This window comes from Marinomonas ostreistagni (assembly GCF_016461785.1).
Classification (GTDB): Bacteria; Pseudomonadota; Gammaproteobacteria; order Pseudomonadales; family Marinomonadaceae; genus Marinomonas; species Marinomonas ostreistagni_A.
In genome coordinates this window covers 93684-119465 of the sequence record NZ_JAEMUH010000009.1, presented here as the reverse complement: position 1 = coordinate 119465, position 25782 = coordinate 93684, and the positions used below count along the sequence as shown (strand labels likewise).

Sequence of the window (25782 nt, the reverse complement as noted above, 5' to 3'; positions counted from 1 at the left end):
CCGTGATAGATAACGCTTCTGACTGACTTGTAAACAAGGCAGGCGTATAATGCGACCACAATTTACTTTTCGACATTTGTCGCCGGACTATCTTTTGCCGAGTCAATCGGCCAGGACCTTTCCATGATTCGTTTATCTGAACTTTCTCTACCCCTAGACCATCCAGAAGCTGCATTGCGTGAGGCGATTATCAAGCGCCTGAACCTTGTAGATGAAGAGTTGCTGGATTTCTTTGTCTTTAAACGCAGCTATGATGCGCGTAAAAAGAATACGGAAATCACCTTCGTGTACATCATTCACCTAAACACCAGCAATGATGCAGCGGTCTTAGCACGTTTTGAAGACGATGTGCATGTGAAAGTGGCACCGGATATCGAATACCACCCTGTGGCGACAGCGCCTGAAAACCTAAGCGAGCGCCCAATCGTGGTGGGCTTTGGTCCTTGTGGTTTGTTTGCGGCTCTGACCCTTGCTCAAATGGGCTTTAAGCCGATTGTCTTAGAGCGTGGTCGCAACGTGCGTCAACGTACCAAAGATACCTGGGCGTTGTGGCGTCAAAAGAAACTGGATACGGAATCGAACGTTCAGTACGGCGAAGGCGGTGCAGGTCTGTTCTCGGACGGTAAGTTATACAGCCAAGTCAAAGACCCAAAATTCTACGGCCGTAAAGTCATGAGCGAATTTGTGCGTGCGGGCGCGCCCGAAGAAATCATGTACGTGAGCAAGCCGCATATCGGTACTTTCCGTCTAACCGGTGTAGTAGCGAAAATGCGTGAAGAAATCATCGAGCTAGGTGGTGAAATCCGCTTTGAATCGAAAGTCACGGACTTGTTGCTGGAGGACCAAAAAGTGACGGGTGTGGTGCTGGCTGACGGTACTGAACTGCACAGCCAACACGTGGTGATGGCGCTGGGGCACAGTGCTCGTGACACCTTCCGTATGCTGCATAAACAAGAAGTCTTTATTGAGCCGAAGCCATTTGCCATCGGGTTTCGTATCGAGCACCCACAGTCATTGATCGACAAAGCGCGTCTAGGCAAATACGCCGGTCACCCTGAGCTGGGCGCAGCGGATTACAAACTGATTCACCATGCAAAGAATGGCCGTGCGGTATACAGCTTCTGTATGTGTCCGGGTGGTACTGTGGTGGCTGCTACATCTGAAGAAGGCCGCGTGGTGACCAATGGTATGAGCCAGTACTCGCGTAACGAGCGCAATGCTAACTCTGGCATTGTGGTGGGCATTAACCCGGAACAAGATTACCCAGACGGTATCTTAGCTGGTGTTGAGCTGCAAGAGCGTCTGGAAGCGGTGGCTTACAAACTAGGCGGTTCAGATTACAAAGCGCCAGCACAGCTTGTTGGCGACTTTATCAAAGGCCAAGCATCGACTGAATTGGGCGAAGTGGAGCCGTCTTACAAACCAGGTATCCAGCTATGTGATCTTGCTGATGCGTTGCCTGACTTTATTATCGAAGCGGTGCGCGAAGCCTTGCCTGCATTTGGTAAGAAAATTCGTGGTTTCGACCGTGACGATGCGATCCTAACGGGTATTGAAACCCGTACCTCATCGCCAATTCGTATTACCCGAGACCATCAAAGTTACCAGAGCTTGAACACTCAAGGCCTATACCCAGCAGGTGAGGGCGCCGGTTACGCGGGCGGTATCTTGTCTGCGGGCATTGACGGTATCAAAGTGGCGGAAGCGGTGGCGCTAGATATTCTGAAGCAACAAGGTGCTTAAGATGAAAATTGACCAAATCAAAAAGCTGCACCAAAAGAAATATCGCCAAGAACTAGGCCATTGCCTAGTGGAAGGAGAGCACTTGGTGCTGGAGCTGGAAAATGCGGCCAAGCACAATCCTAAGTTGGCGGCGGCCAAGCTTTATGTGACGGCGGATTACGCCGATTGGTCAACTCAGTTTGAAAAGATCGAAGTCAGTACTAAGCAGATGGCGGGCATGTCCGATACCAAGAGTCCACAGGGCATTTTGGCGGTGGTTCCAATGGCTGCTATCTCACCTTTAGCAGATGAGAAGGCGGTTGGCATTTATCTGCATGAAATCCAAGATCCGGGCAATTTGGGTACGATTCTGCGTACTCTCGCTTGGTTCGGTGGCTTTCGCTTATTACTAAGCCCTGGCAGTGTCGATCCGTTTAACCCTAAAGTGATTCGTTCCAGCATGGGCGCGTTGTTCCATGTACCAATGGAGCTAGATGTGGATATCACGACTTTGCCAGAGCGCTTTGAGGCGATTGCTTGCTTGGATATGCAGGGTGAGCCATTAAGCTCACCAGCGTTCAAACAGCGTGATTGCTACATCTTTGGCAACGAAGCCCGTGGCGTACCACGTGAGCATTTGGATAGCCTAAAGGCGAAAGCCTTTACCATCCCTGGCGTTGGGCTAATTGAATCGCTCAACCTAGCAACCGCAGTCAATTTGAGTGTATACGAGCGTCAGCGTTAACATAATGTTACACAAAACTTAGTACACAAGAATATTATGTAAAGATTCTTATGTACTAATAAACAGGCGTTAAGCATATAAATAGTGGAAGTCGGGTGTAAGGAATCACTGAGTGGCATTAGTATCGTTACGAGGGTTAATCGTCATACCGTTTGTTATTCTGGCTACACTAGCTGGCGTGACGGTCTATACACTGTCTAATGTCACACTGTCTAATGTATCTGATAATGTCGGCCTGCATTATATGCAAGAAGTGGAAAGCCGAGTGTATGACCGTGTTACTGAGTTTATGGCACCGCTCAGTGTGCTGGCAGAGTTGAACCGTGATGCGATATCCCATCATCCAGAATGGTTAGATGACCTCGATATGTTAGCGGGTCGATTCTATGAGCAAGCCATTCCTTATCCCTATATGACGTTTATTTCTTTGGCGACCGCCTCAGATGGTCGCTATATAAACTCTACACGTGATCCTTTTGGTAATGCCAGCCATCACGTCGCAACCAATTATACAAACTCTCCAGGCAGTTTAGAGGCTTTCGAATATGACCCGTACTCTTACGTGGGCAAACATATAGAAAGTGAGCCCGCCTATAAAAACTATGATCCGAGGTCACGCCCTTTTTATCAGGAGGCGGTACAAAAGCAGGGAATGGTTTGGAGTTCGATCTCTCCTTACTTTGGCTATCATTCGTTAGGTGTGGGCCTCTCCGTACCGATCTATGACCAAGCAGGTGAGCTTTTGGCTGTGACCGCGACCAGTGTCGCCTTAGTGTCACTGGATAACTATCTACAAAACATCGATCTAGTTGATAACTCCTATGTTTTCCTAGCCGAAACCAACGGTAACTTGATCGCCAGTTCCAATACCAACCCCCTGTACCAAACGATTGATGGTGCTGTTCAGCGTGTTTCGTTGGCGTCTCACCAAAGCCCTGTATTCCGCCAAGCGGCAAAGCAGTTAGAGCCTGGGGTGCATCATGTTGATATTTTAGACAAAGGGTATTTATACAATGTTAGAGCCATTGAGCTGCCCTATGGTCAAACTTGGTTAATCGGCGTTTTAATACCGGATTCTTATTATAAGGGAATGCTAGCAGAGCTGTCGGAAGGCTTACTCATTGTGGTCGCGGCGATTTTCATCAGTATTGCCTTGTTAGGGTCGCTGATAGCGCGTTACATCGGTCAACCTATTTTACGTTTGAACAGCGCGGTTAATGCGCATTCCTTAAGTCAAATACGCACGTTACCTGACACGTTGAGCCATGTAAAAGAGATTCATTCTTTGAATCAAGGTTTGCAAAAAATGGCAGGTGATCTGTCAGACGTTATGCAGAACTTAGAACAGAAAGTCGCTCAGCGTACTTCTCAGCTTAAAGATGAAAATGAAGTGCTATTGGAGCAAAGTACCACCGATGAGCTGACGGGGTTGCATAACCGTCGAGGATTTAACTTCCTTTCAGAGCAAGCCCGTCAACATGCAGAACAACATGGAAAACCGTTTGCTATGGTGCTGTGTGATATCGACTTCTTTAAACAAGTGAATGATACCCATGGGCACAATGTGGGCGATGAAGCATTGAGTGCGGTTGCTCAAGTGTTGAAAACGAATTTCCGCGAGAGCGATATTATTGCCCGCTATGGCGGAGAGGAATTTATGCTCGTCATAGCGGGTATGGAAAAAGATGAACTGATGCAGCGCTTACAATCTGTGCGACAAACACTTGTTGAGCAACCTATCTTGGAAGATGTTAGTGTGACGCTGAGCTTTGGGGTCACGCATTTACAAACCCTTGATGGGAAAAACCTAGGGGACATCATTCATGATGTCGATACGAAACTTTATCAGGCCAAAAATACAGGTCGTGATAAAATCATCGATTAGTAATAGGAAAGCGTACGATAAAGCAGTTCATTTCGCCTTCTTTTGCTGTGACCTCGATACTTGCTCCATGCAATGAGGTGATGTCCTTACAGATGGACATACCCAGTCCTGCACCATCGCCAACCTGACTGGCGCCTCGATAAAACTGTTCAAAGATGCGTGCTCTGATTGCTTCAGGAATAGTCGGGCCACTATCGGAGACAGAGACTCTAATAGAGTGATGTTCTTGAGTGACGTCCACACATATAGTGCTTTGCTTTCCTGAATAGCGAATCGCATTATCGATTAAGTTGCGAAACAGTACCTCCAGTAGTAGCTTATCGCCTAAACAACTCACTTCTTCCGCGTTAAGGCTTATGTCTTGATCTTGTTTTAGGGCAAGAGGGACTAGGTCTGAAACCACTGCTTTAAGCATGGCAGATAGCTCAACACGCTCAAAGGCAGGCGCTCCGATACTATCGACTTTTGCCAAGGTGAGCAGTTGGTGAATCAAACGGTCTGTTCGATCTATGCCTTGTAAGATATTCGCTAGATCTTCTCGTAATTGCTCAGGGTCGTTACTTTTCAAGGCGTTTTCAGCGTTAAGACGTAAAATAGTGAGCGGTGTTTTGAGCTCATGAGCCGCTGTACGTGTGAAGCGTTTTTCGCGTTGCCAAGCTTGCTCCAGTTCAGCGAGTAGGGAGTTAAGTGCCTCAACGAGGGGGGCTAACTCAGTGGTATTTTTGGAAATATAGATACGGTCTAGGCGATGTAGATTGCGCTGCGCAATCGCCGAACGCATTTCACTGATGGGGCGAAAGTATTGGTTAATAAGCCAAATCAGTAGCAATAATAGAGCGGGCAATAGAAGTAACTGCTCAACCGCCGTCGACAGAGCGATTTCATGAATAATTTCTTCACGAATTTTCTGTTTCTCCGCGACCACAACATATTGATTTAAGGACTCACTGTTTGGCATAGACACCTGAAAAGTGCGCCATTGTTCGCCCGCTTTGAGGAGGTCGGAGTAGCCAATATTAGAAGATGCATCTGAAAGTGGAGGTAGATCAGAGACAGAGCTCCACGTTAATTGCCCCTGCTGATAAAATTGAAACACCAGATTTTGCTCATAGGGATGACCAAAGGCGGTTGGTTGATCATCGTCTGCTGTGGCGTTTGATATCTGGTTTATATTGTTCATCCAGTGATCAAAGTGCGTTTTGTAATTTGCTAGAGCGGCGTCATCCGTGGATGAAATGGACAGTGTAAGTAATAGTAATTTGGCCGATTGGCCAAGGCGTGCGTCATAGACTTCCTCGACTTCGTGTTTGGCCGACTGAAAATTGAAGTACAGTGATAACAGCATTAGGGCACTGACTAACAGCCCTACAGACAGCGTCAGTTGTCGCTTGATAGAATAGGGCTTATTACTTTTCAAGAATGTACCCTACGCCACGAATCGTTTTAATCACAACATTAGGGGCTTTTTTTCGAAGGTTATGAATGTGTACTTCGATGGCATTATCACTGGCGCTGTCATCCCAGCCGTGCAGAGATTGCTGCAATTGCTCTTTGCTTTGTACCCGGCCTGCATTGATCATAAAGCTGGCGAGTAATTTGAATTCATTCTTCGTCAATTTCAGCGGTTCACTGTCGTAGCTAACCGCTTGCTCTGAAAGGGATAAGGTCAAAGGGCCAACTTGAATGACCTCATCCGCATTACCAGACTGACGTCGAATCAATACCCGTAAACGAGCCAGTAATTCTTCCAGCGCAAACGGCTTTCCAAGGTAGTCATCAGCGCCTCGATCTAGCCCTTGCACTCGGTCTTGAATGTCATCCCTTGCCGTGAGAATCATAACGGGTAATTTGTAACCGCTATGACGAAGGCTGCGTAGTACGTCTAATCCATCCATGTCTGGTAGAGTGAGATCAAGAATCACCGCAGTAAAGACTTCGGTTTTTAACGCAGTGACAACGCCTGCCCCTTGCTCAACCCAGTCTACCGTGTAGCCATGGCGACTTAACGACGTCACCATGGATTGCCCTAATAACTTGTCATCTTCTACCAGTAGTAAGCGCATAACTTATGAAAGTTCCTTGAGTTTCGCTTGGATCTCCATTTTACGGCCTTGATCAGCCAACGGGCGGTCAGGGCGTGATGGAGCTTGTAGGGCTCGATTGAAATACTGTTTGGCTTCTTCTTTGCGACCATCTTGTGCTAGGAAATCCGCATAAAAGTAATTCGGATCGATACCATTCGGGTTAATTTCTAAGGCTTTTTTCAGCATTTGCTCAGCTGTTTTATCATTGCCAAATCCGAGTGGCCAGCCAGGTACTTGATAGTATAGTGAACCTAGACTGGTGTAGGCTGAGCCGTCCAATGTTTGCGGCGCACGATCAATGACGCTTTCGAGTAATGCTTTAGCCTCTTTCACCAATGATAATGCGCCTAAACCGCCTTTAGCACCAGCCAAAGTCGATTTATTAATCGCTAGCCATACGGTTAACTCAGGATCATTCGGGTGTGCATCTAGGTACTCAGTATTCTTCTGAACCACTTCATTTAAACATTGCTCTTTTTGGTCTTTGTCAGATGTGTTGTATTGGCACTTTGCCCAGCTTGTTTGAAGCGCTTGCAGCTCTGTTGAGGCGGCAAAACTGGCAGAGGCGGTCAGTGTGGAACAAATGGCGAGTGTCAGGAGTCGTTTATTATTCATCATTTGCCTCCTAGTGGCTTGTACGGTTGATAAAATTTTGAATGGTTGCGTGTTGCTTGCGAATGGCAGATGACACGATGCTTGGAAAGATTTGATTGATACGAGCAAACAGTTTTTCTGGCCAGCCAATCCATTTAGCTGATATTTCCTGTTCAAGCATCATGACGATATGTTCTGCAACGACTAACGGTGAATCGGTTCTATTGCCTAGTTTTTGATTCATTTCGATCACCGCATGGCTGTTCAATGCGGTATCGGTGGCTCTAGGTGCCAGATAAAGTACTCGAATTCCTGTAGTGTGTAGTTCTCGATCCAGTGCTTCAGTAAAGCGCTGCAATCCGGCTTTGGCTGCACAATAAGAGGTATAACCTGGGTAGCCTATTGAGCCAAACGTTGAGCCAATATTGAGCATGATGCCTGGTTGATTTAGCCAAGAGAATGCGGACTGGCAGATCAGCATAGGGGCGATCAAGTTCAGCTGAACGTCATGTTCTACCTCTTTTGCCTGCTTCTGACTGAGCATGGAAAAGTGATTAGCGCCTGCATTATTAATTAAGGCGTCTGCTTTTCCGTGAGCCTGAATATGCTCAGACAGGCTAGCAAGGTCCACTTTTGAAGTAATATCGATCGCCATGACAGTATGCTGCTCAGGATTTGGGAGAGTATTTTTCAACTCATTGAGTGCATCTAAATGGCGGGATACCAGCGTCAGACGAGCACCGCGACGAGCCAGCTCAAGTGCGGTTGCTTGACCGATGCCACCTGTTGCGCCAATTAAAACGATGTGACTGTCTTGGATAATCATAGATCACCTCAGGCTGCATTCAGGGCTGATTGCGTGGGCAAGTCGCGCAGCATTTGGCCGTACAAAGAAAACACCATGTTGGCCGATTCAATAATGGCTTGTTGGTCTTCTGGCTGTGTGACTTGATTCATTAGCTCTTCAAAGAATTTCAAATGGTCTTGGTCGAGTACACTGTGTGAAACGAGATAGCTCATAGCTGACTCAGGCAGTTGTAGCGTGCTTTGGATCTTTGCTGCAATTTGACCGCCAATGCCGACACTGGTGCCTTCAAGTACCCACACCATACCAAACAAAGCCATAGGATTATGGCGATCAATCTGGTGATAGAGATACGATGTCATCAACTCAATCGCTTGTCCGACTTTGCCTTCGCCAATGTTGTGACGAACCGCTTCTGCATCACCACCACAGGCTTGGATATCATTCAGAATCCACTCTTGATGGCCGTACTCTTCTTCGATGTATTCCGCCAAGGCTTTGCGTACCCATTCGTACTCTTGAGTTAAACGGCCGCCGCAAGCCATCAGCAAAGGTACGGTGTGTTTTACATGATGGTAGGCTTGTGTCAAAAACGCGATATACAGTTCTTTCGAAATATTGCCTTGCTGCACATTGGCGATGACCGGGGCCATGAGCATTTGCGTTTGAGCGGGTTGTGTTTGCTGTTTTAGTTGATCAAAAAAACGACTCATAACAATCTCCAAAAAATAAAAATTAGACAGAAATAGGGTGAGAAAAAGGTAAATCGATGCGCTCTATGGACTGGCCTGCGAGTGATAGGTCGCCATGGCTCGCAAGCAATTGCTTAACGCTGGCTTCTACTTCATCGCGTTTGACCTTGCCATTGTCGGTGTACCAATGAGGGATGGCGTTGGGATTCTCCAATAACAGCAAGGTGCGGATACGGGCATAGTCCGGTAGTAACGCATTAAGTTGCGCCACTTTATTCAGCACATCCTCAGCGTTACTTACCACGGCACACAAAGCTTGTTCGCCATCTCCCGTGATGATAAGAGGGTTCATCGGCAAGAGGGCAAGCGCTTCAGATTCGATCCATTCAGGGGAAATATTGCGTCCATATGCGGTAACAATCAGATTCTTCTTACGTCCAGAAAGGGTGATAAACCCTTGCTCATCCATTTGTGCAAGGTCGCCAGTCGCCAGCCATTCCGACTGAAAGGGCTCATTGAGGTAACCCAAGGCAACATTACCTTTTACCAACAGTTCGCCATCTTCTGCGATGCGAACTTCTGAGTGAGGCAGTGGCTTACCGCAAGAGCCTGCTTTCATAGACGTTGGTGTGTTTAGGCACACCACAGAACCACATTCAGATAAGCCATAGCCTTCAAACGCAGGAATACCCAATGCATGAGCGGCTTGAATCAGTTGTGAAGACACGCGGGCACCGCCAACGGCGACAAATTTAAGTGATGTCACCAATGCTGGTTGCAGCGTCGCCACATGAATAAGTGCCAATAATAGAGCCGGCGTCAGCACTAAGCTCTCTGGCTGAATGACCGCTAATGTTTGAGCAAAGCGTTGCGGGTCGAATTGACTAGAGCCCATCAGCCCCGTGCGTTGTCCCGGTAAAATATGCGATGTGGCCCCCAACAAAATCGGCACATAGATACCCGTAATATTCTCCAGTAGCGTAGAAAGAGGAAGTAACACCAGATGTGTCTCAGCAATGCCATTAACGCAATCTGCCAAGGACTGAGCGACAATACTGATGTGCTCGTGACTTAAGCACACGCCTTTTGGTTGACCCGTTGAACCTGACGTAAAGGTGATTTTCCCTGTCCCAGATAGGTAAGCATGTTGGGCATTTGATGTGCGGCGATAAACAGGCAAGTTAACGAGGTACTCTGGTGTACTGATTTGTACCCCCAGTGCTTGTAAGGCGTCGGATCGAATGGTACTCCAGTCGCCGATTAACGCATCCACATCCGATTGTTCCAGAGTATGCAGTACTTGCTGTTCAGAGAAAAAAGTAGGCACAGGTACAACGACGGCCCCGGCATGCATCGCGGCTAAATCGATAATGGCCCAATAGAGTGAGTTTTCTGCACGTAACGCAAGAGAAGTGATATTCAGGGCTTTAAGCTGCTCTGACGTCTGTTGCACCTGTTGCCAAAGTTCTGCATAGCTTAGCTGATAAGGCTGTTCGTGATGGTCGAGGCCGACCAACGCGACTTTATTCGGTGCTTGTTGAGCCCAATGATGCAGTGCGAAAAGAATCTTGTTCATAGGATACCTAGGCGAGTTTGCGTCTGCGTTCTTGAACGAAGCTTAAGCGCTCCAGTCCTTTTACTAAGTTGCCGGCTAGCACTCTCGGCTGATGCTCGTAATAGGCCCCCCAAGTTGTGTGGGCGTCTGGTACTTTGCTTTTGTCAGCCTGAGCAATGATCTGCGGCTCAAGTCCTAAGCGCGCCATCATGGTATGAAGGGATTCGGTTGCGGTGAAAATACACCACTCCACACCACGTTCTACCAACATCTGCGCAATCAGATAGAAATGCAGAGTCGACAATCCTTGAGCGAAAGACGCTAAGTGACCAAACTCCACCAAGTGGTCGCGCTTAACCTCGCACTTGAAGGCATCTGATAGCAGGATTTGTGCTTCATCATCTAGGTATTGCTCTAGATACAATTGTTCAGTGTTAGCTTGGCGGAAACCACAGACAGACATGATCTCGTTATGGTCCGTCAGGGTGAGATAAGCCGGCATGAATTGTTGTAAATCAGCAAAGAAAGCTTGGCGATACCGAGTCGACACATGCTTAACAACGGCCTCCCAGCGTGGGTCAGAAGGACACACAATATCGAGAGATAATTCGTTATCAGTTCGTGTAATAGAGTGCTTCATTCGCGCTTCCTCTGTTTGATTTATAATCAAAAGATAAAGCGCGAAACTTAAGAAACTCTTAAGGATGGGAGAATTTGTGAGTAAAGATTGCTTTCAAATGTACGGTGGTCGATTTTATGCATTTAAAAACAAAAGGTTATATAAAAATAACGGCTTTGGTAAACGTTGTTTGATTAACAGATTTTTTCAAAAACGATACTGCTATCCCCAAGCATCGTGCTGATAGCCGCTTTGAAAAAAGGAATATTAACGCGTTCTATGACCTCACGAGAGTGAATGAAGTTGGGGACGGTATTAATTTCTAGCAGACGAACCGAACCGTCTTCACGCAGCAAAACATCCATTCCTAACATGGTGTAGTCCAGCGGACTCGAAGCATGACGTGTGCTTTCTAAAATCGGCTGTAGATTGGATACCAACTCTTTGATAAGAGGGTAGTAACGATTGTAGTCAGCATAGTTTATCAGTGGCACGAGTTTCACTTGTCCGTCTGACTTGTGATACCCCGTGTGATCAATCTGTACTTTGTAATCTGTACTGTTGGGGTCAAAGTCGGCTCCATGAACCACCAAAAAGCCATTTTTATACAGATAAATTTTCTGATTCCAAATGAAACAGTAAATACGCACAGTGAACTTACGCCCATTGAGCAAGTTTAGTTGAGTAACGCCTTCCTGAATGATTTGATCCTTCTCTAAAGCGATGCTTGTTAACTCTTCTTTGCGAAGGCAGCGCATATCCTTACCGCCAGTACCGAAAATATGCTTTATAAACCAAAGAGAAGAGTCTGGGGCATCATACGCGATAGCATGTTCGACCTTGAAAAAGGTTTTTGGTGCTAGGTGTTCAAGCTGGTGCGTTTGCAGGAGTTGGGCAAGTTGACCTTTATTGGCCAGCGGGTTGGTGATGCGTCGTTCGATTAATTTGAACACTGCGGTCTTGTTATCAATATCCGATAAATCAGGGGCAGAATGCCCGTAAGTGTCCCAGTAGGTAAAACAGGCTGGGTGGGCTTGTTTAATCAGAACAGGATCGAGCTGATTGATGGCCTGCGTAAAAATATCCCGAGCACGATTGGCTATGATCGGCATTAGAGTGCTTTCTGTATGTGGCTGATGACTCTTTTTCAGGCTGGCGTATTGTTCAAAATTTTGCCTTTCTTTCATAGGCCGCGCGTGGAACCAAATGTTAAACGCCCATTTTTCACCTTTGATAACAGCGTCTCCCGCATGAAGGCTGTTAGGGTGAGGGCGATTGTAATCCTCGTCGACATTATTAAATAACGCCATACGCCCACGTTTTGCCTCGATAGCAGTATTAAGCTTATCGAAACGTGTTCCGCCACCTTGTTCGACATCATTCAGATACACCAACGCAGTGACCAAGCGCTGTCCGCCATAACGACAACAGCGTTGTCCGCGCTCATTGGCTAAGTTGTAGGCATCGTAATGGCTGCGGTACTCCTGCTCGGGACCATAGTGAATCACCTGCATCGCCTCAGCATTTTCCAATGGAATGCCAACGATTTGAGCGATGCGTTCACCGATTCGCTTTACCTTCTCATCAGAGGCGTAGCTGATCCAGCAGTTGCTACCGCTGCGCCCGGGGATGATCTCACTTTCTTTGTCTAGGGAAACCTTTGCTCTTTGTGTTTTGCCAGAAGCCAGTTCAATAATGTATTCGCATTCCTCAGCGGACAGCACATCATCCTGAAAGCCGACGAAAGGTATAGCATTCAGCATCTGTGTATTAGGATAGTTTTTTTGAATTGGAGCAAAACTCAGCATAGGTCTTCCCTTGATAGCAGGCGTTTATTGTCGTTTAAACGCCTCATGAGAGTAATTTGAAGAGAACAGACTACCAGACGACTCGAGAAGTTGGGTAGTCGTATTCTTTCTCATGTTGTGATGAATCCATTAAACACATCATCAATCAAGCTTTCCAAGTGTTCTTTCGCATCGCTATTGGCGCGCACGTAAGCGCGTAGCCCCATTAGCTGCATTTGCAAGTAGCGTGCTAGACGCGTGCTGTCTACGTCGCCTGAAAGTTGCTGCTGCGCTTGAGCTTGGGCGAGCACTTCTGCAAACGCCTGTTCCATACCATTTAACAATCGCTTGGCTTCTAGAAGCAGCTCGACGTTGTCTTCGGTGAGCTCAGTAATGCTTTTGACCAACATGCACATGCTGCTTGGCGCTTGGTCGCAGCCCATGACTACTTCAGAGATAAAACGCTTCAGCCCAGCTAGGGGCGAGTCTGACTGCTCGACGCAAGCGGCGAGCCGCGCCTGACTGTTGGCGGCGTAGTACTGCAGCGCCTGCTTAAAGAGTGCTTCTTTACTGCCAAAGCTGGCGTAGATGCTACCTGGGCGCATGTCCATGGCTTGCTGAATGGTACGCATAGACGTGGCATGGAAGCCCTTGGCCCAGAATAAGTCGGTGGCTTGATGTAATGCTTCTTGTCGATCGAATTTCATAGGGAGCCGAATAATTGCTTGAACGTTTGTTCAATTATGGCTTGAACGATCGTTCAAATCCAGTTAATGTGCTTTGGTTCTATTCATTCAAAGAGCGCCTTTTGTGAAAGGTGAGGAGATTATGATGAGTCATTTTACATTTCATACTATTGAGACTGCGCCGCCAGAGAGTCAGCCGCTGATCGAAAATTCAGTGAAAGCATTCGGTCGTTTACCTGGGTTACATAAGGTGATGGCAGAATCGCCACAGTTGTTAGAAGGCTATCAGGTGCTGCACAAGTTGTTTCAAGACACATCCTTTGATGCAGAAGAGCTCACTGTGGTTTGGCAAACCATCAACGTTGAGCATGAATGCCATTACTGTGTGCCAGCCCATACAGGCATTGCCAATATGATGAAGGTGGATCCAGCGCTAACGGAAGCGCTACGTAATGAAGCACCGATGCCAACGGCTAGGTTACAAGCTCTTCATGATACGACTCTGGCCATGGTACGAAGCCGCGGTAATTTATCAGAACAAGAGGTCGAAGCCTTCTTTGCAGCGGGTTATGGTCCGAAGCAGTTGCTGGAAATTATCTTGGGATTGTCGCAAAAAGTGATGAGTAACTACGTAAATCATTTAGCGCAAACACCAGTGGACGAGGTGTTCAAAGTGTATGCTTGGGAAAAGAAATAATCGTCTAGCTTATCGTGCAGATGCCAGCATGGACGCTGGCATCTGTGATGCGATAAAGCATTAACCTGTGTAGGCACCGCTAGCGTAATGTAGCTCGTAGCTGTGGCTGTAAATTTCAAGAATGTTGCCAAATGGGTCTTCCATGTAGATCATTCGATATGGCTTTTCCCCAGGGTAGTAGTAACGCGGAGCCTTCATGCGTTTCTTGCCGCCTGCTGCGACGATGCGTTCAACCAGCTCTTCGACATTTGGGTCTTGGACACAGAAGTGAAAAATGCCCGTTTTCCAGTACTCGAAGTTGTTCTCCGGGTTCTCTTGGTTTTTAAACTCAAACAGCTCAACACCAATGCGGTCACCTGTTGATAGGTGTGCAATGCGAAACTTGTCCCAGCCCACGCCAAAGACATCGGTACACATCTCACCAATGGCAGAATCATCTTCGACGATTTCGGTCGGCTCCATGATTAAATACCAGCCCAAAACTTCGGTATAAAACTTCACCGCTGCTTCTAGGTCCGGTACCGAGATACCAATGTGTGAGAATGTTCTTGGATAGGGCGTTGTTGCGTGAACAGACATATTAACCTCGCTATAAATACTATGTGCTTCGATGAGGTCACTATAAAATTGAGGCTGATAAATTAAAAATTATCATTTATTCTCAAAATAATAATTTATTGTTATCAGGGAGCGTCAATGCTAAACCCTATTTGGCTGAATACGTTTAAAACTTTAGTGGAAGTGGGGCACTTTACTCAGACGGCTGAGGTGCTGCACATGACTCAGCCTGGGGTGAGCCAACACATTCATAAATTGGAAAGCGCCTGCGGCCATCTTTTGATTAAGCGAGAAGGGAAGCGCTTTGAGCTGACCGAGCAGGGGCGTTTGATGTACGACTATGCGTTAAAGGTCACAAAGGACGAAGCCACTTTACTAGAACGCCTAAGCTTTGATGACCCCTTTTCCGGTGTCTGCAAATTGTCGTGCTCTGGCGCCCTAGCACTGCTTTTGTACACACCATTGCTGGTGTTACAGCAACAGCATCCTAACTTAATCATCCAACTAGAAGTCGCTCCTAACCATAAGACACTGCAGGATCTGCAAACAGGCGCGGTCGATTTGGGAATCGTGACACATCAACCTAACGAGACCCAATATCAAAGTACCGTTATCGGCAGTGAAACTTTATGTCTGGTGTTGCCTAGTGCCTATCAAGATGCGGTGATACAGCCAGAGTTATTGCATCAAGTAGGGCTGATTAATCACCCAGATGCCAAGCATTACCTTCCCTTATATCTAGAACGCTGTGGTGATTCAGTCTTAGCTGAGTTAGACACCGAACGCCTTGCTGTAACGGGTTATATTAACCAGCTGGGCCAGATTCTCTTACCCGTTGCAAAAGGGCTAGGGTTTACGGTTTTACCAGAAGCGGCAGTGGCGAGCTTTGCGCATCAGGAGAGCTTGCATGTCGTGGTGCCGAAACAGCCAGTCGAAGAGACCTTATATTTGGTGCACAAGCGTTATCGCACCTTACCCAAACGCTACGATACTATTTTTAAAGCATTGGCGAAGATCCTATCGTCAGGATGAGTCTTTTGTCTTGCAGACCCTCGAAATATGTTACTCTTATAACGTTTTAGCCTTTGTTATTCGTGTCCTTATCGCAACCATTGGGGGTGTTTGTTGTTAGATTCTCAGCGTTTTGCTGCATTCGATTTTAAAGGGGATGTGTTTGGTGGTGTGACCACTGCAATCATCTCTCTCCCATTGGCGTTGGCATTTGGTGTGGCATCCGGTGCTGGGGCAGAAGCAGGCCTTTGGGGCGCGATTATGGTCGGCTTTTTTGCAGCGTTATTTGGTGGGTCTACCACGCTGATTTCTGAACCGACTGGCCCAATGACCGTGATTATGACAGCGGTCTTGACCAGCATGATGGCTGAGTACCCAGAACACGGCATGGCTATGGCGTTTACCGTGGTCATGATGGCGGGAGCCTTCCAGATGCTGCTCGGCTGGCTCAAACTCGGTAAGTACGTCACCTTAATGCCCTACAGTGTGGTATCGGGCTTTATGTCCGGTATCGGCGTTATTCTGATTATCTTGCAGTTATCCCCCTTGCTAGGGTCCCCAGCACCTCCAGGTGGCGTTAGCGGCACGTTGATGGCAATCCCTGAGACTCTAGCGAACTTGCAATGGCGCGAGCTATTACTCGGTGTCTTGACGTTGGCCGTGTTATTTTTCTTTCCGAAGCAGTATCGAAAATACGTTCCCGCTCAATTGGTGGCGCTGGTGGCGATCACACTGATTTCGGTCATTCTGTTTGATAGCGATAGCATCCGTCGTATCGGTGAAATCCCATCTGGTTTGCCATCGTTGGTGTTGCCGCATTTTAGTGCGGATATGTTCACCAAAATGGTCATTGATGCCTTGGTACTAGGTACTCTGGGTTGTATTGATACCTTGCTCACAGCGGTGATTGGCGATTCATTGACGCGTACCGAGCACGACTCCGATAAAGAACTGCGCGGTCAGGGTCTTGCGAATATGATTTCTGGTTTATTCGGTGCTTTGCCAGGTGCTGGCGCGACCATGGGGACAGTGACCAATATCCAAGTGGGCGCACGCTCTCCAGTATCAGGTATTGTGCGCGCATTGGTATTAGCACTGGTGGTATTGGTTGCAGGAGGACTTACCGAACCGATTCCAATGGCGGTCTTGGCGGGTATTGCAGTCTATGTCGGCTTTAACATTCTCGATTGGAGCTTTATTCAACGGGCTCACAAAGTCAGCTTGTCAGGCATGGCGATTATGTATGGCGTGATGCTGCTGACGGTGTTTGTCGATTTAATCGCAGCGGTCGGCCTCGGCGTATTTATTTCTAACATCATCATTATCGAAAAACTGAGCCGCGAACAGACTCGTCATGTAAAAGCCATCAGTGACTCGGATAACAACAACGTTCCTCTAACCGACGATGAACGTGCCATGCTGGATCAAGCTCAAGGTAAGGTGCTGTTCTTCTACTTATCTGGCCCAATGATCTTTAGTGTCTCCAAAGCCATCTCACGCCAACATGCCAGCATCGATGAATACGATGTGATGATTTTGGACTTGAGCGACGTGCCCATGATCGACGTCACCGTAGGCTTAGCGCTTGAAAACGCCATCAAAGACGCCAACGACGTGAACTGCGAAGTTTTACTTCTGTGTCCGAATGAACGCACCCGTGAACAACTCGATAAATTCCACGTGATGAGCTTTATTCAAGAAGGCAACGACTGCGCGACCCGTGAACAAGCCTTGCAAGCCGCGCTAGATTATATTGAGGCGAAGGCGACGCACTGACCTTAGGGTATTTATTACATGTTCATACGGATTGTAAAGAATCCATACAATTAAGCCTTTGCTATTTGAATGAAGGCTTAATTAGAATTGTATATATTCAATACAAACTGATCACAATACTCAGCCATAGCATCACTGTGGCTCTTGGAAGTGTTCACTTAGCCGGTAAACGGGGGTAGCACTGATATGTATTATTTGCTTGAAAAAATTAGGGCGAGCGTCCTATTTATCAGTGCTATCTTCACTGTTTCGTTTGTCTGCGTTGTACTTTATACCCCAGCCATTTCGATCAATGATTTGTTGATCGGCGCGATCCTTTTCTCTATTGGCAACCTATACGGACTGTATTTGTGGTTTCGTGAGCGCAGGATACCTGAGTCACTGGGAAACCTGCTGGCTATCATCGTCGCCGTGACGGCGAGTATCGCGGCTTTCAAAAATGGCTTTATCGCGTTAAGCCTTTATCCTTTTGTGTTAGTGATCTGCCTGTTTCTGGCGAATCGAGCCATCTATGGTCTGATATCGATCGGATTACTCGGCACATCGATCTACATTGCATCGATTACCATTGGGCAAGACTTTTACTCTGCCATCAGAGTATGCCTATCAATCGCGTCTATCGTCACGCTTGGTCAAATCATTCATGTTTTTTTATATCGCTACATGCAGGAGCAAGACGCTTCTATATCTGAATTGACTAAGAATGAACAAAAGCTTGTGCAACGCGCGGAAACATTAGAAAGAGATAAAATGGCTGCAGAAGAGCAAGCATACAGTGATTCATTAACGGGGTTGTTCAACCGACGCAAATTAAATGAGTGTGTGCCAGAGTTAATCGAACAATGTGAGCAAGAGCAAAAACCTTTAGCCGCGATCCTGTTGGATATTGACCACTTTAAAAGCGTGAATGACGAATACGGCCATGCAGCGGGTGATAAAGTGTTAATCGAGATCGCCAAGGTGATTCACCAGAATATTCGTGAAAGCGATATGGCTTTTCGCTTTGGTGGTGAAGAGTTCTTGATCGTCTGTCCCAACTTATCGTTACCCCAAGCCACTCGACTCGCTGAAACCGTGCGTGAGCAGGTTTACAGTACATCGTTTTCCTTGGTGCCTAAGCAATCCGCTAGCTTCGGAGTGACCGAGCGAGTAACAAATGAAACGAGCAGTGCAATCATTGCCCGCGCCGATAGAGCCTTGTACCGCGCTAAGCAAAACGGTCGTAATCAAGTCGTGGCAGACTCAGTTGTAGCATAGAGTAAACACAGCAAGCCGACGCTTAACAGCGAAAAGAGGGACTGTATTCCCAGTTTTAGCTGAGATATGGGAATATAGTCCCATTATTGATTGAGAAGCGATAAAGGGATGTTATGCAGCAGTCGGGTATTTATGAGCAGTTGATTACACAACTGGTGGAAAAGCGTTTGGATCGTGAGCGCTTTTATGTGGGCGAACGTACGTTATCACCTGCAGAAGCATCGGTTTGGCTGTCGCGTTTTCTATCGAATATTCTGGAATATGCCATCGGGTCCGTACCGACTGGCAATGACCAACTGCAGCAGCAAATCGCTTTATCCAACGAACTACTGTTATGGCTGAAAGAGCGTTTGCAGGATGATGACCTGATCGAGGAAAACCTGCTCGATAGCCAAGGCAAAATTCTGACCGCTTTGTATGAACTGGAAAATCCAGTAGCGGCCAACCTCAAGCAATACGTAGAAGATATCTTTCCGCTAACGGGTTTGACGCAAAGTGAGCTGTTTTGCGGTAGCAACGCAGGGTTATCGTTAGAGTCTGAGTTAAAACGCGAGATTCTATCCGCCGATAAAATCTATTGGTTGGTGTCTTTTATCAAATGGGCAGGGATACGTATCTTCCGCAAGGAGCTGGAAGCGTTCACTGCCAGTGGTCGGGAGCTAAAGATCATCACTACCTCTTACATGGGGGCGACCGATGCTAAAGCGGTAGAGTATTTGGCGAGTTTACCGAATACCGAAGTAAAGCTGAGTTACAACACCGAGCGTGAACGATTACACGCTAAGAGCTATTTGTTCCTGCGCAATACGGGCTACCACACGGGCTATATCGGCTCTTCTAACTTATCGCACTCGGCATTGACCAATGGCCTTGAGTGGAACTTAAAGATCACCTCACAAGAAATCCCGCATATTATCGACAAGTCGCTCAGTACCTTTGAGACCTATTGGGCATCCAATGAGTTTGAGCCGTTTAACGGCGATGCCAGCAGCACCGAAAAGCTTAACAAAGCTTTGCGGCAGCAGCGTGTTGGCGATGAACACACGACAGCGCACTTTTTTGATATTACGCCGTTCCCTCATCAAAGTGAGATTTTGGAACAGCTCGCTGTAGAGCGAGATATTCATCAGCGCTTTCGCAACCTCGTTGTCGCGGCTACCGGTACAGGTAAAACCCTGATTTCGGCGTTTGATTTTGCGCGCTTTGTGAAACAGAAGCCGAACGCGACCTTCTTGTTTGTAGCGCATCGAGAAGAAATTCTAAAGCAAGCCCGAGCGGCCTACCGTGGCGTATTGCGAGATGGTTCCTTTGGTGAACTGTGGGTTGGCGGTCATACGCCAGCCCACTATCGTCAATTGTTTGTGTCGATCCAAACGCTGAATAATCAACTAGAGCAGCTCAAACTCACTCCAGACTTTTACGATTACATTGTTATCGATGAAGTGCATCACATCGCGGCCAATAGCTATCGGACTGTATTGAGCTACTTCCAGCCGACTCTTTTACTCGGTTTAACCGCTACGCCAGAGCGTCATGATGGCGGAGATATTTTGGCGGACTTTGGTGGTGTGATTGCTGCGGAAATTCGTTTGCCGGAAGCGATCAATCGTCGCCACTTATCGCCATTTCAATATTTTGGCATCGATGACGATACCGACCTGCGGAATATCGCTTGGAGCCGCGGGCGCTACGATATTGCACAGCTGACCAACCTTTATACTCATAACCAAGCGCGTTTTGACAAGATACTACTAAGTTTGCAGGAGATCGTTACCGATATCAGTCAAATGAAGGCGTTAGCGTTTTGTGTCAGTCGCGAGCATGCAAAGTACATGGCGAGCCAATTCCTGCTCAAAGGTATTAAAGCGGATGTACTGACCAGTGATAACAGCGCTGAGCGTCAGCAGAAACAGCAGGCCATTCGTAGTGGGCAAATCACTGTGCTGTGTGTCGTGGATATCTTCAATGAAGGCGTCGATATTCCAGAAGTCGATACCTTGTTGTTCTTGCGGCCCACCGAAAGCCTCACCATCTTTTTACAACAACTAGGGCGCGGTCTGCGTCTAGCCGAGGGTAAAGAGTGTTGCACTGTACTGGACTTCGTTGGTAACTCACGGCCTGAGTACGATTTTGCCAATAAATTCAGGGCGTTAGTGGGCAGAAGTCCGAAAGCGATCAGTGATGAAATCAAACAAGGCTTTCCGCATGCGCCGTTAGGTTGTCGAATCGAGCTGACAAAACTCACCCAAGAAATGGTGCTTAGCAATATTCACCAAGCGACACTGACTCAAAATCGCCTGACGGCCATGATCCGCCAATTCCCACAACATTCGACACAACCTCTAACGCTGGCGAACTTTATCGCGCAACATCCACATATTGATCTGAACGAACTCTATAAACGTGGCAGTTGGGCTGAGTTGGTCGCGAAAGCCAAAGATGAAGCCAAAGAAGGCTTGCAGATCGGTGAAGCCTTTAAAATAGTGCGTAAAGCGATTCATAACCGCATTCTGACCTGTGATGATCATGGTTATTTAAACTTTCTTGAACAGCTTTGTCAGACCGACTTTCGTGGTGTCAACGTGGACGATCGACGTGTGGTGATGTGCCATTATGATTTCTGGCAAAAGCCAGGTCCTGATATAGGCTTGGCGACTTTAGCGCAGAGTATCAAACAGCTCAGCCATCTTGGGGTGGCGCAGGAGCTAGCCGATGTAATTCGCTGGCAACTTGCTCGTATCAAACATGAATTGGTGGATATGAACGAGCTTCCTGAGGTGCCGCTTAAAGTGCATGCTCGCTATGCTCGTGAGCAGATATTGGTAGCATTTGGTGCGACGACATTTGAGCGTCAACCGCCAGCAAGAGAAGGAGTGTTCGTTATTAAAGAAGATAATATTGAGTTGCTGTTTGTCACGCTCGATAAAAATGAAAAGCAATTCTCACCGACCACCATGTACCACGACTACGCCATTAATGAGTCGTTATTCCATTGGCAATCGCAAAACAGCGCTCGACCGGACCGTGGGCGTGGTTTGGAATACATCCAGCATCGTGAGATAGGTAAGCGCTTATTTCTATTTGTACGTGAGCAAAGCAAAGACGAGTACGGCCGCACCATGGGCTTTGTCAACTACGGAGAAGTGGAATACGTGTCACACTCCGGCTCGCAACCGATGAGCATCACATGGCAACTACAAACACCGATGCCACACTTTATGTGGCAACAGGCTGCAAAGTTGGCGGTGGGTTAAGCTTCTAATTCTTTTATAGAAGTAATGTAGTCTTCAAAATCCGATAGTCTATTCTCTACCACATGCTTTACTATCTCTAAGTTAAGCGTTTGTTCGTCACGGACTGCTGAACAGCTAAACTCGATTAGCTCAAGCAAACGTAAAGCAAGTTCTGCCGAGATAAAGCCCGATTTATGAAGCGCTTCAAAGCTGTCGTGGTTATCTTTCGGAAATTGAGAAAAGAGTGTTTTATTGAAGTAGTTGGCGATATCAACGCTGGCTTGGCAGGCGCGCTGTAGATTGAAGATGATTGAGTCTTGGCTTGTTAGGTCCGTATCAAGCCTATCTTGAGCTAGGTTATAGACCTCACGGATCCGAGCTAGGCTGTGATGGATTATCGCGATTTTATGATCAATGATTTCATTCATAATGCTTCCATCAGGATTATTGGTGAGTGGATAGCTTCGTTATCCACTCACCAATAAAAGTTACTCAATATTCTGAATCTGCTCATTGAGTAGCGGTCTAGACCCTAACAAACTCAATGCGTTATCGAAAAGAAACCGTTCAAAAATGCTTGTTTGCCCACCAAACTGCCCACCACTTGCCTATGGCTTTTACTAAATCTTAGTGGTTAGCAATGGAAAAACAGTGCCGCTTTTATGCTGCTGTTAGGGTCTAAAAATAGCAGTTTTGAAGGGCTTTATCGAGTGATTTTTTCAACACTCTACGCACTTATGGATATCATAGTATCCACTTTCTGTTTTATTTCGCTATAATGGATATAACTGTATCCATTTGGTCTTTGCGGATGAATTTTACCTTACTTGATGATACCGATGTAAGCCAAGCTTATGCGGCTTATTTACGTGAGTTACGCAAGCAGGCAAAGCTGTCACGAGCGGCGCTTGCTGAGCGAAGCTGCGTACCTGCGGCCACCATTAAGAAATTTGAGCTGACTGGGCAAATTTCATTTCGCCAATTGCTGTTGCTTTGGCAGACTCTCGACTCATTGGATAGGCTTTATCAGCTCACGCAACCTAGCAAAGAACGCGCTGCTATGCCCACGAGTATTGATGAGGTGCTAAAAGATGAGTTTTAAACCGATTCAGAAGCTTAATGTTACTCGTACGCTAAGCTCAGGTGAACAGATATCTGTTGGAGTCTTGGCGCAGAATCGGCAAGGCGTTTTTTTTCAGTATGCTGATGACTATTTGCAGCAGTTTGGCAATTTATCACCGTTTACCTTGCAAGCGAATACGCAAGTTCAAGCCGCACCTAAAGCGCCGCACCAAGGTGTACATGGCGTATTTGGAGATTGTTTGCCCGACGGCTGGGGCATGCTGTTGCAAGATCGTATTTTCCGGCAAAAGGACATCTTGCCTAATCAATTAACAGCGATGGATAGACTGGCCTTTGTCGGTGACAAAGGCATGGGGGCATTGTCTTTTTCTCCGGTGTCTGAGTTTTCAGCCGCCACGCACGCGGATATTGATTTAGCAACCTTGGGATTAGAAGCGCAAACGCTGTTCGATGCTTCAATGTCAGACTATATGGACGACAACCACGATGAGTTAGATGGGCATACGCAACAGGTGTTGGCTGCATTAGTCGCCGGAGGGAGTTCGGGTGGGGCAAGACCTAAGGCACAAATTTATATGCCTGCTGGGGAAGCTCGGCATTGTCGAACCTTTGCAAAGCTTGGTGATGAAGCGTGGCTGATTAAATTTACTTCTAAAAATCTCGCACTCGGCCATGAAGAAGGTTTGTGCGAGGCGGTTTATTTGCAAATGGCCGAGCTTGCCAAGTGTCAACCACCAGTCTGGCAACTCATTGAAGCGCCTCATACAAGTGGTGCGCCTGCCTGGTTGGCGCTCAAGCGTTTTGATTATGTCACTGAACAGGCCGACTTAGGCAGCAAGCGCAGTGCAGGTCGATTGCATATGCACAGCGCTTGCGGGCTGCTGGATGCAGACTTTCGAACGCCAAGTTTAGATTATATTGACTTGATCAAAGCCAGTCGTCAGTTGTGTAAATCACCAGCCGCCGGGCAGTTGCAATTTCGCCGCGCCATTTTTAACCTGTTGTCGTCTAACCAAGACGATCACAGTAAAAACTGGGCGTTTTTGCAAGCGGATGACGGTCAATGGAACCCTGCACCTTTTTACGATGTTACCTACAGCCCACATCCATTCAACGAACACGCCACTGCGTTCGGAGGTTATGGCAAAGCGCCTCCGACTAAGGTGATGCAAAAACTCGCGACCAGTGCTGGCTATGGGAGTTGGCATGATGCAAAGCAAGTTATTGAAGAAGTCGCAGAAGCCATCAGCCAATTCACTCACCTTGCGGCGCAACTAGAGATCAGTAAAACAACAGTGTCTGCAATTGCTAAGACATTGGATCAGCGCAAACAAGAAAATGCAGCGCTTTATTATCGCTAAGTCTCATCCTTAAACTCAGCTAAACGGTGTTGTGGCAGGGGCGATTTTACGCCCCTGTTTTAAGCTCCTTTGCGCAGCACAAACATGTGGTATCCAAACTCGCCTAGGTAGCCTTCATAAATCGCAATTTCTCGCTCGATATCTGCAATGGCGTTTGAATTTGGCATGCTTGCTGTTACTTCTGCCACTCGCGCTTTGAGTGGTTGATAGTAATCGTGCCATGCTTGTTCACTTAAGGTGAAATGATCAATCACATCAAAGCCTACTTGGCGCATTTGATCTAAGCGTTTTTCGACGGTTTGCATATCTGGGTATTCACTTTCCCAGAAAGCGACTGCCTCTTGGCTTGGGTTATCGGTTAACCATATTAAGTCACTGATTACCATGAAGCCGCTATCAGTCAGCAATTTACGCCACTGGATTAATGCTTGCTCAACACCCATTATGTAAGCTGCCGCTTCTGACCAGATGCAATCAAAGCTTTCAGGTGTAAAAGGCAGATCCGTCATGCTGGCGCAGCTTAAGGTAACGCGGCTATCTAACCCCTGCTTCGTGAGGCGTTCACCGAGTTCATCCAGCGCACTTTGCTCGTTATCCACCGCCACAATCTCGGCTTGGGTGTGCTTTGCCAATAAACGGGTTGAAAAGCCTTTGCCGCAGCCAATATCAATGATCCTGGTGGGTGTTGTTGGCAGTGTTGACAAGGCTTTTAAGGTATCGGCATCACTGCTGGGCCCCCAGCGTTCTAAGCCTTGAAATACCGTCATAAAATCAGCCATGTATTGATCGTGTGCGTTCATATCTTTTGATAACCATTTCAAATGCAGGGCTTGTTGTTCATCAAAGCCTTGCTGCTTTAACCAATCCAGATGGGCGTCTGGCGCTAATTTATCGGTCTGTTGGTGCCAAAGACGCAGGGAACCGTCACCCAGCAAAGCGGCAAGTAACGCTCGAGCTTGCTGCTTTTGCGCGATGTCTTCGTCCAACTGCTGCAAGCGCTTTTCAAGTACAGTGCGCTGCACCTTGCTGTCCAAAAAGGATTTACATTCCTTAAGTGTTAAACCGCCCGCTTGCAGTTGTTGCAACAAGTGCAACTGCTGAACATCTTTGTCTGAATACAGCCGATAGCCGTTGGTATGGCGAATACCCTGCAACAACCCCAGCTTTTCGTAGTAGAGCAAGGTTGAGCGTGACAGCCCGACTTTTTCAGCTAACTCAGAGATGCGATACACAGATAAAACGTCCTTTCCGTTCTTTTTTTATTCATGGCGCGGCTCAAACAGACCAGAACACGAATGACGATAAACTATGAAGTTATAGACAGGTCAAGTTTGGTTAGCAAAAAATATCGTTCAGTTTTGATTGGTTGAAATCTTGAATGTCGCATTCAGGTCTACAAATTGTTACCTATGAAGTAACTTTGTGTAGACCTATAACCTCTGAATTCTCCCGTTCGGTAAAATGCATAGAGGAGTACTCAGCTCGCATTGCATACTTTTACGCGCAGAAAAGTTCGGAATTCTACATTTTTATGCGCATAAAAGTGTTGTGGTGTTCTAATTGAGCAAGACTTTCCCTTTTTGAGAAAGCTTTTGGCACTTATCCCTTGGGCTTTTGGGGCAGTATGGGCAA

22 protein-coding genes are annotated in these 25782 nt (G+C 47.1%); 10 read left to right on the top strand and 12 right to left on the bottom strand.

The features are described from left to right. The first annotated feature begins 123 nt into the window (after positions 1-123). From JHD44_RS10820 to JHD44_RS10810, 3 genes are all read left to right on the top strand, one after another. Positions 124-1743 (top strand): NAD(P)/FAD-dependent oxidoreductase, encoded by a 1620-nt coding sequence (locus JHD44_RS10820; RefSeq protein ID WP_199462765.1) that lies wholly within the window; start codon positions 124-126, stop codon positions 1741-1743. A gap of 1 nt (position 1744) precedes the next feature. Further along, positions 1745-2467, top strand: a complete 723-nt coding sequence (locus JHD44_RS10815) for a TrmH family RNA methyltransferase (RefSeq protein WP_199462764.1) — start codon at positions 1745-1747, stop codon at positions 2465-2467. 112 nt (positions 2468-2579) lie between these two features. Then, the gene (locus tag JHD44_RS10810) at positions 2580-4352 is read left to right on the top strand and encodes a sensor domain-containing diguanylate cyclase (protein WP_199462763.1); all 1773 of its coding nucleotides are present in this window, start codon (positions 2580-2582) and stop codon (positions 4350-4352) included. Here JHD44_RS10810 and JHD44_RS10805 read toward each other — a convergent pair. The 9 genes from JHD44_RS10805 to JHD44_RS10765 form a co-directional block, all read right to left on the bottom strand. After that, positions 4342-5769: a sensor histidine kinase gene (locus JHD44_RS10805; protein ID WP_233402019.1), complete on the bottom strand. Its 1428-nt coding sequence runs from the start codon at positions 5767-5769 to the stop codon at positions 4342-4344. The two genes, JHD44_RS10810 and JHD44_RS10805, sit on opposite strands and share 11 nt — an antisense overlap. Further along, a complete protein-coding gene (locus JHD44_RS10800) occupies positions 5759-6415 on the bottom strand; it encodes a response regulator (RefSeq protein WP_199462762.1) in 657 nt (218 codons plus the stop codon). The genes JHD44_RS10805 and JHD44_RS10800 overlap by 11 nt, the downstream gene beginning before the upstream one ends. A 3-nt stretch (positions 6416-6418) precedes the next feature. Further along, the gene (locus JHD44_RS10795; protein ID WP_233402017.1) at positions 6419-7054 is read right to left on the bottom strand and encodes a tetratricopeptide repeat protein; all 636 of its coding nucleotides are present in this window, start codon (positions 7052-7054) and stop codon (positions 6419-6421) included. Positions 7055-7061: 7 nt separating this feature from the next. Continuing rightward, positions 7062-7856, bottom strand: coding sequence for an SDR family oxidoreductase (locus tag JHD44_RS10790; RefSeq protein WP_199462761.1), 795 nt, complete (start codon positions 7854-7856; stop codon positions 7062-7064). Between the two features lie 8 nt (positions 7857-7864). Beyond that, positions 7865-8548 (bottom strand): TenA family transcriptional regulator, encoded by a 684-nt coding sequence (locus JHD44_RS10785; RefSeq protein ID WP_199462760.1) that lies wholly within the window; start codon positions 8546-8548, stop codon positions 7865-7867. Positions 8549-8570: 22 nt separating this feature from the next. Beyond that, positions 8571-10103, bottom strand: a complete 1533-nt coding sequence (locus JHD44_RS10780) for an AMP-binding protein (protein WP_199462759.1) — start codon at positions 10101-10103, stop codon at positions 8571-8573. Positions 10104-10110: 7 nt separating this feature from the next. Continuing rightward, positions 10111-10722: a thermostable hemolysin gene (locus tag JHD44_RS10775; RefSeq protein ID WP_199462758.1), complete on the bottom strand. Its 612-nt coding sequence runs from the start codon at positions 10720-10722 to the stop codon at positions 10111-10113. A 173-nt stretch (positions 10723-10895) separates the two neighbouring features. Continuing rightward, the gene (locus JHD44_RS10770; RefSeq protein ID WP_199462757.1) at positions 10896-12509 is read right to left on the bottom strand and encodes a 2OG-Fe(II) oxygenase; all 1614 of its coding nucleotides are present in this window, start codon (positions 12507-12509) and stop codon (positions 10896-10898) included. 110 nt (positions 12510-12619) lie between these two features. Continuing rightward, the gene (locus tag JHD44_RS10765) at positions 12620-13195 is read right to left on the bottom strand and encodes a TetR/AcrR family transcriptional regulator (RefSeq protein WP_199462756.1); all 576 of its coding nucleotides are present in this window, start codon (positions 13193-13195) and stop codon (positions 12620-12622) included. Between the two features lie 124 nt (positions 13196-13319). Between JHD44_RS10765 and JHD44_RS10760 the strand changes: the two genes are divergently transcribed. Beyond that, positions 13320-13871 carry a carboxymuconolactone decarboxylase family protein gene (locus tag JHD44_RS10760; RefSeq protein ID WP_199462755.1) on the top strand — a complete coding sequence of 184 codons (552 nt, stop codon included), beginning with the start codon at positions 13320-13322 and terminating at the stop codon, positions 13869-13871. A 60-nt stretch (positions 13872-13931) separates the two neighbouring features. Here the strand turns inward: JHD44_RS10760 and JHD44_RS10755 are convergent, their stop codons facing one another. Next, on the bottom strand, positions 13932-14450 hold the full coding sequence (locus JHD44_RS10755) for a lactoylglutathione lyase family protein (protein WP_199462754.1): 519 nt from the start codon (positions 14448-14450) through the stop codon (positions 13932-13934). Positions 14451-14567: 117 nt separating this feature from the next. Between JHD44_RS10755 and JHD44_RS10750 the strand changes: the two genes are divergently transcribed. The 4 genes from JHD44_RS10750 to JHD44_RS10735 all read left to right on the top strand — a co-directional run bounded on the left by JHD44_RS10750 (position 14568) and on the right by JHD44_RS10735 (position 21727). Further along, on the top strand, positions 14568-15461 hold the full coding sequence (locus JHD44_RS10750; protein ID WP_199462753.1) for a LysR family transcriptional regulator: 894 nt from the start codon (positions 14568-14570) through the stop codon (positions 15459-15461). Positions 15462-15551: 90 nt separating this feature from the next. Continuing rightward, positions 15552-17216, top strand: a complete 1665-nt coding sequence (locus JHD44_RS10745; protein WP_233402016.1) for a SulP family inorganic anion transporter — start codon at positions 15552-15554, stop codon at positions 17214-17216. 186 nt (positions 17217-17402) lie between these two features. Next, on the top strand, positions 17403-18473 hold the full coding sequence (locus tag JHD44_RS10740) for a GGDEF domain-containing protein (protein WP_199462752.1): 1071 nt from the start codon (positions 17403-17405) through the stop codon (positions 18471-18473). 113 nt (positions 18474-18586) lie between these two features. Next, positions 18587-21727, top strand: a complete 3141-nt coding sequence (locus tag JHD44_RS10735) for a DUF3427 domain-containing protein (protein WP_199462751.1) — start codon at positions 18587-18589, stop codon at positions 21725-21727. On the opposite strand, the gene hepT is transcribed toward JHD44_RS10735, so the two are convergent. Beyond that, positions 21724-22134: a type VII toxin-antitoxin system HepT family RNase toxin gene (gene hepT, locus JHD44_RS10730; protein WP_199462750.1), complete on the bottom strand. Its 411-nt coding sequence runs from the start codon at positions 22132-22134 to the stop codon at positions 21724-21726. The genes JHD44_RS10735 and hepT overlap by 4 nt on opposite strands. 383 nt (positions 22135-22517) lie before the next feature. Here hepT and JHD44_RS10725 point away from each other — a divergent pair, with 383 nt between their 5' ends. Together JHD44_RS10725 and JHD44_RS10720 are read left to right on the top strand one after the other, a co-directional pair. Then, a complete protein-coding gene (locus JHD44_RS10725) occupies positions 22518-22808 on the top strand; it encodes a helix-turn-helix domain-containing protein (RefSeq protein ID WP_112403815.1) in 291 nt (96 codons plus the stop codon). Further along, positions 22798-24150, top strand: coding sequence for a type II toxin-antitoxin system HipA family toxin (locus JHD44_RS10720; protein WP_199462749.1), 1353 nt, complete (start codon positions 22798-22800; stop codon positions 24148-24150). Before JHD44_RS10725 ends, JHD44_RS10720 begins: the two co-directional genes overlap by 11 nt. A 59-nt stretch (positions 24151-24209) precedes the next feature. Here JHD44_RS10720 and JHD44_RS19115 read toward each other — a convergent pair whose 3' ends face one another. Beyond that, on the bottom strand, positions 24210-25382 hold the full coding sequence (locus tag JHD44_RS19115) for a MerR family transcriptional regulator (protein ID WP_199462748.1): 1173 nt from the start codon (positions 25380-25382) through the stop codon (positions 24210-24212). Between the last annotated feature and the right edge of the window lie 400 nt (positions 25383-25782).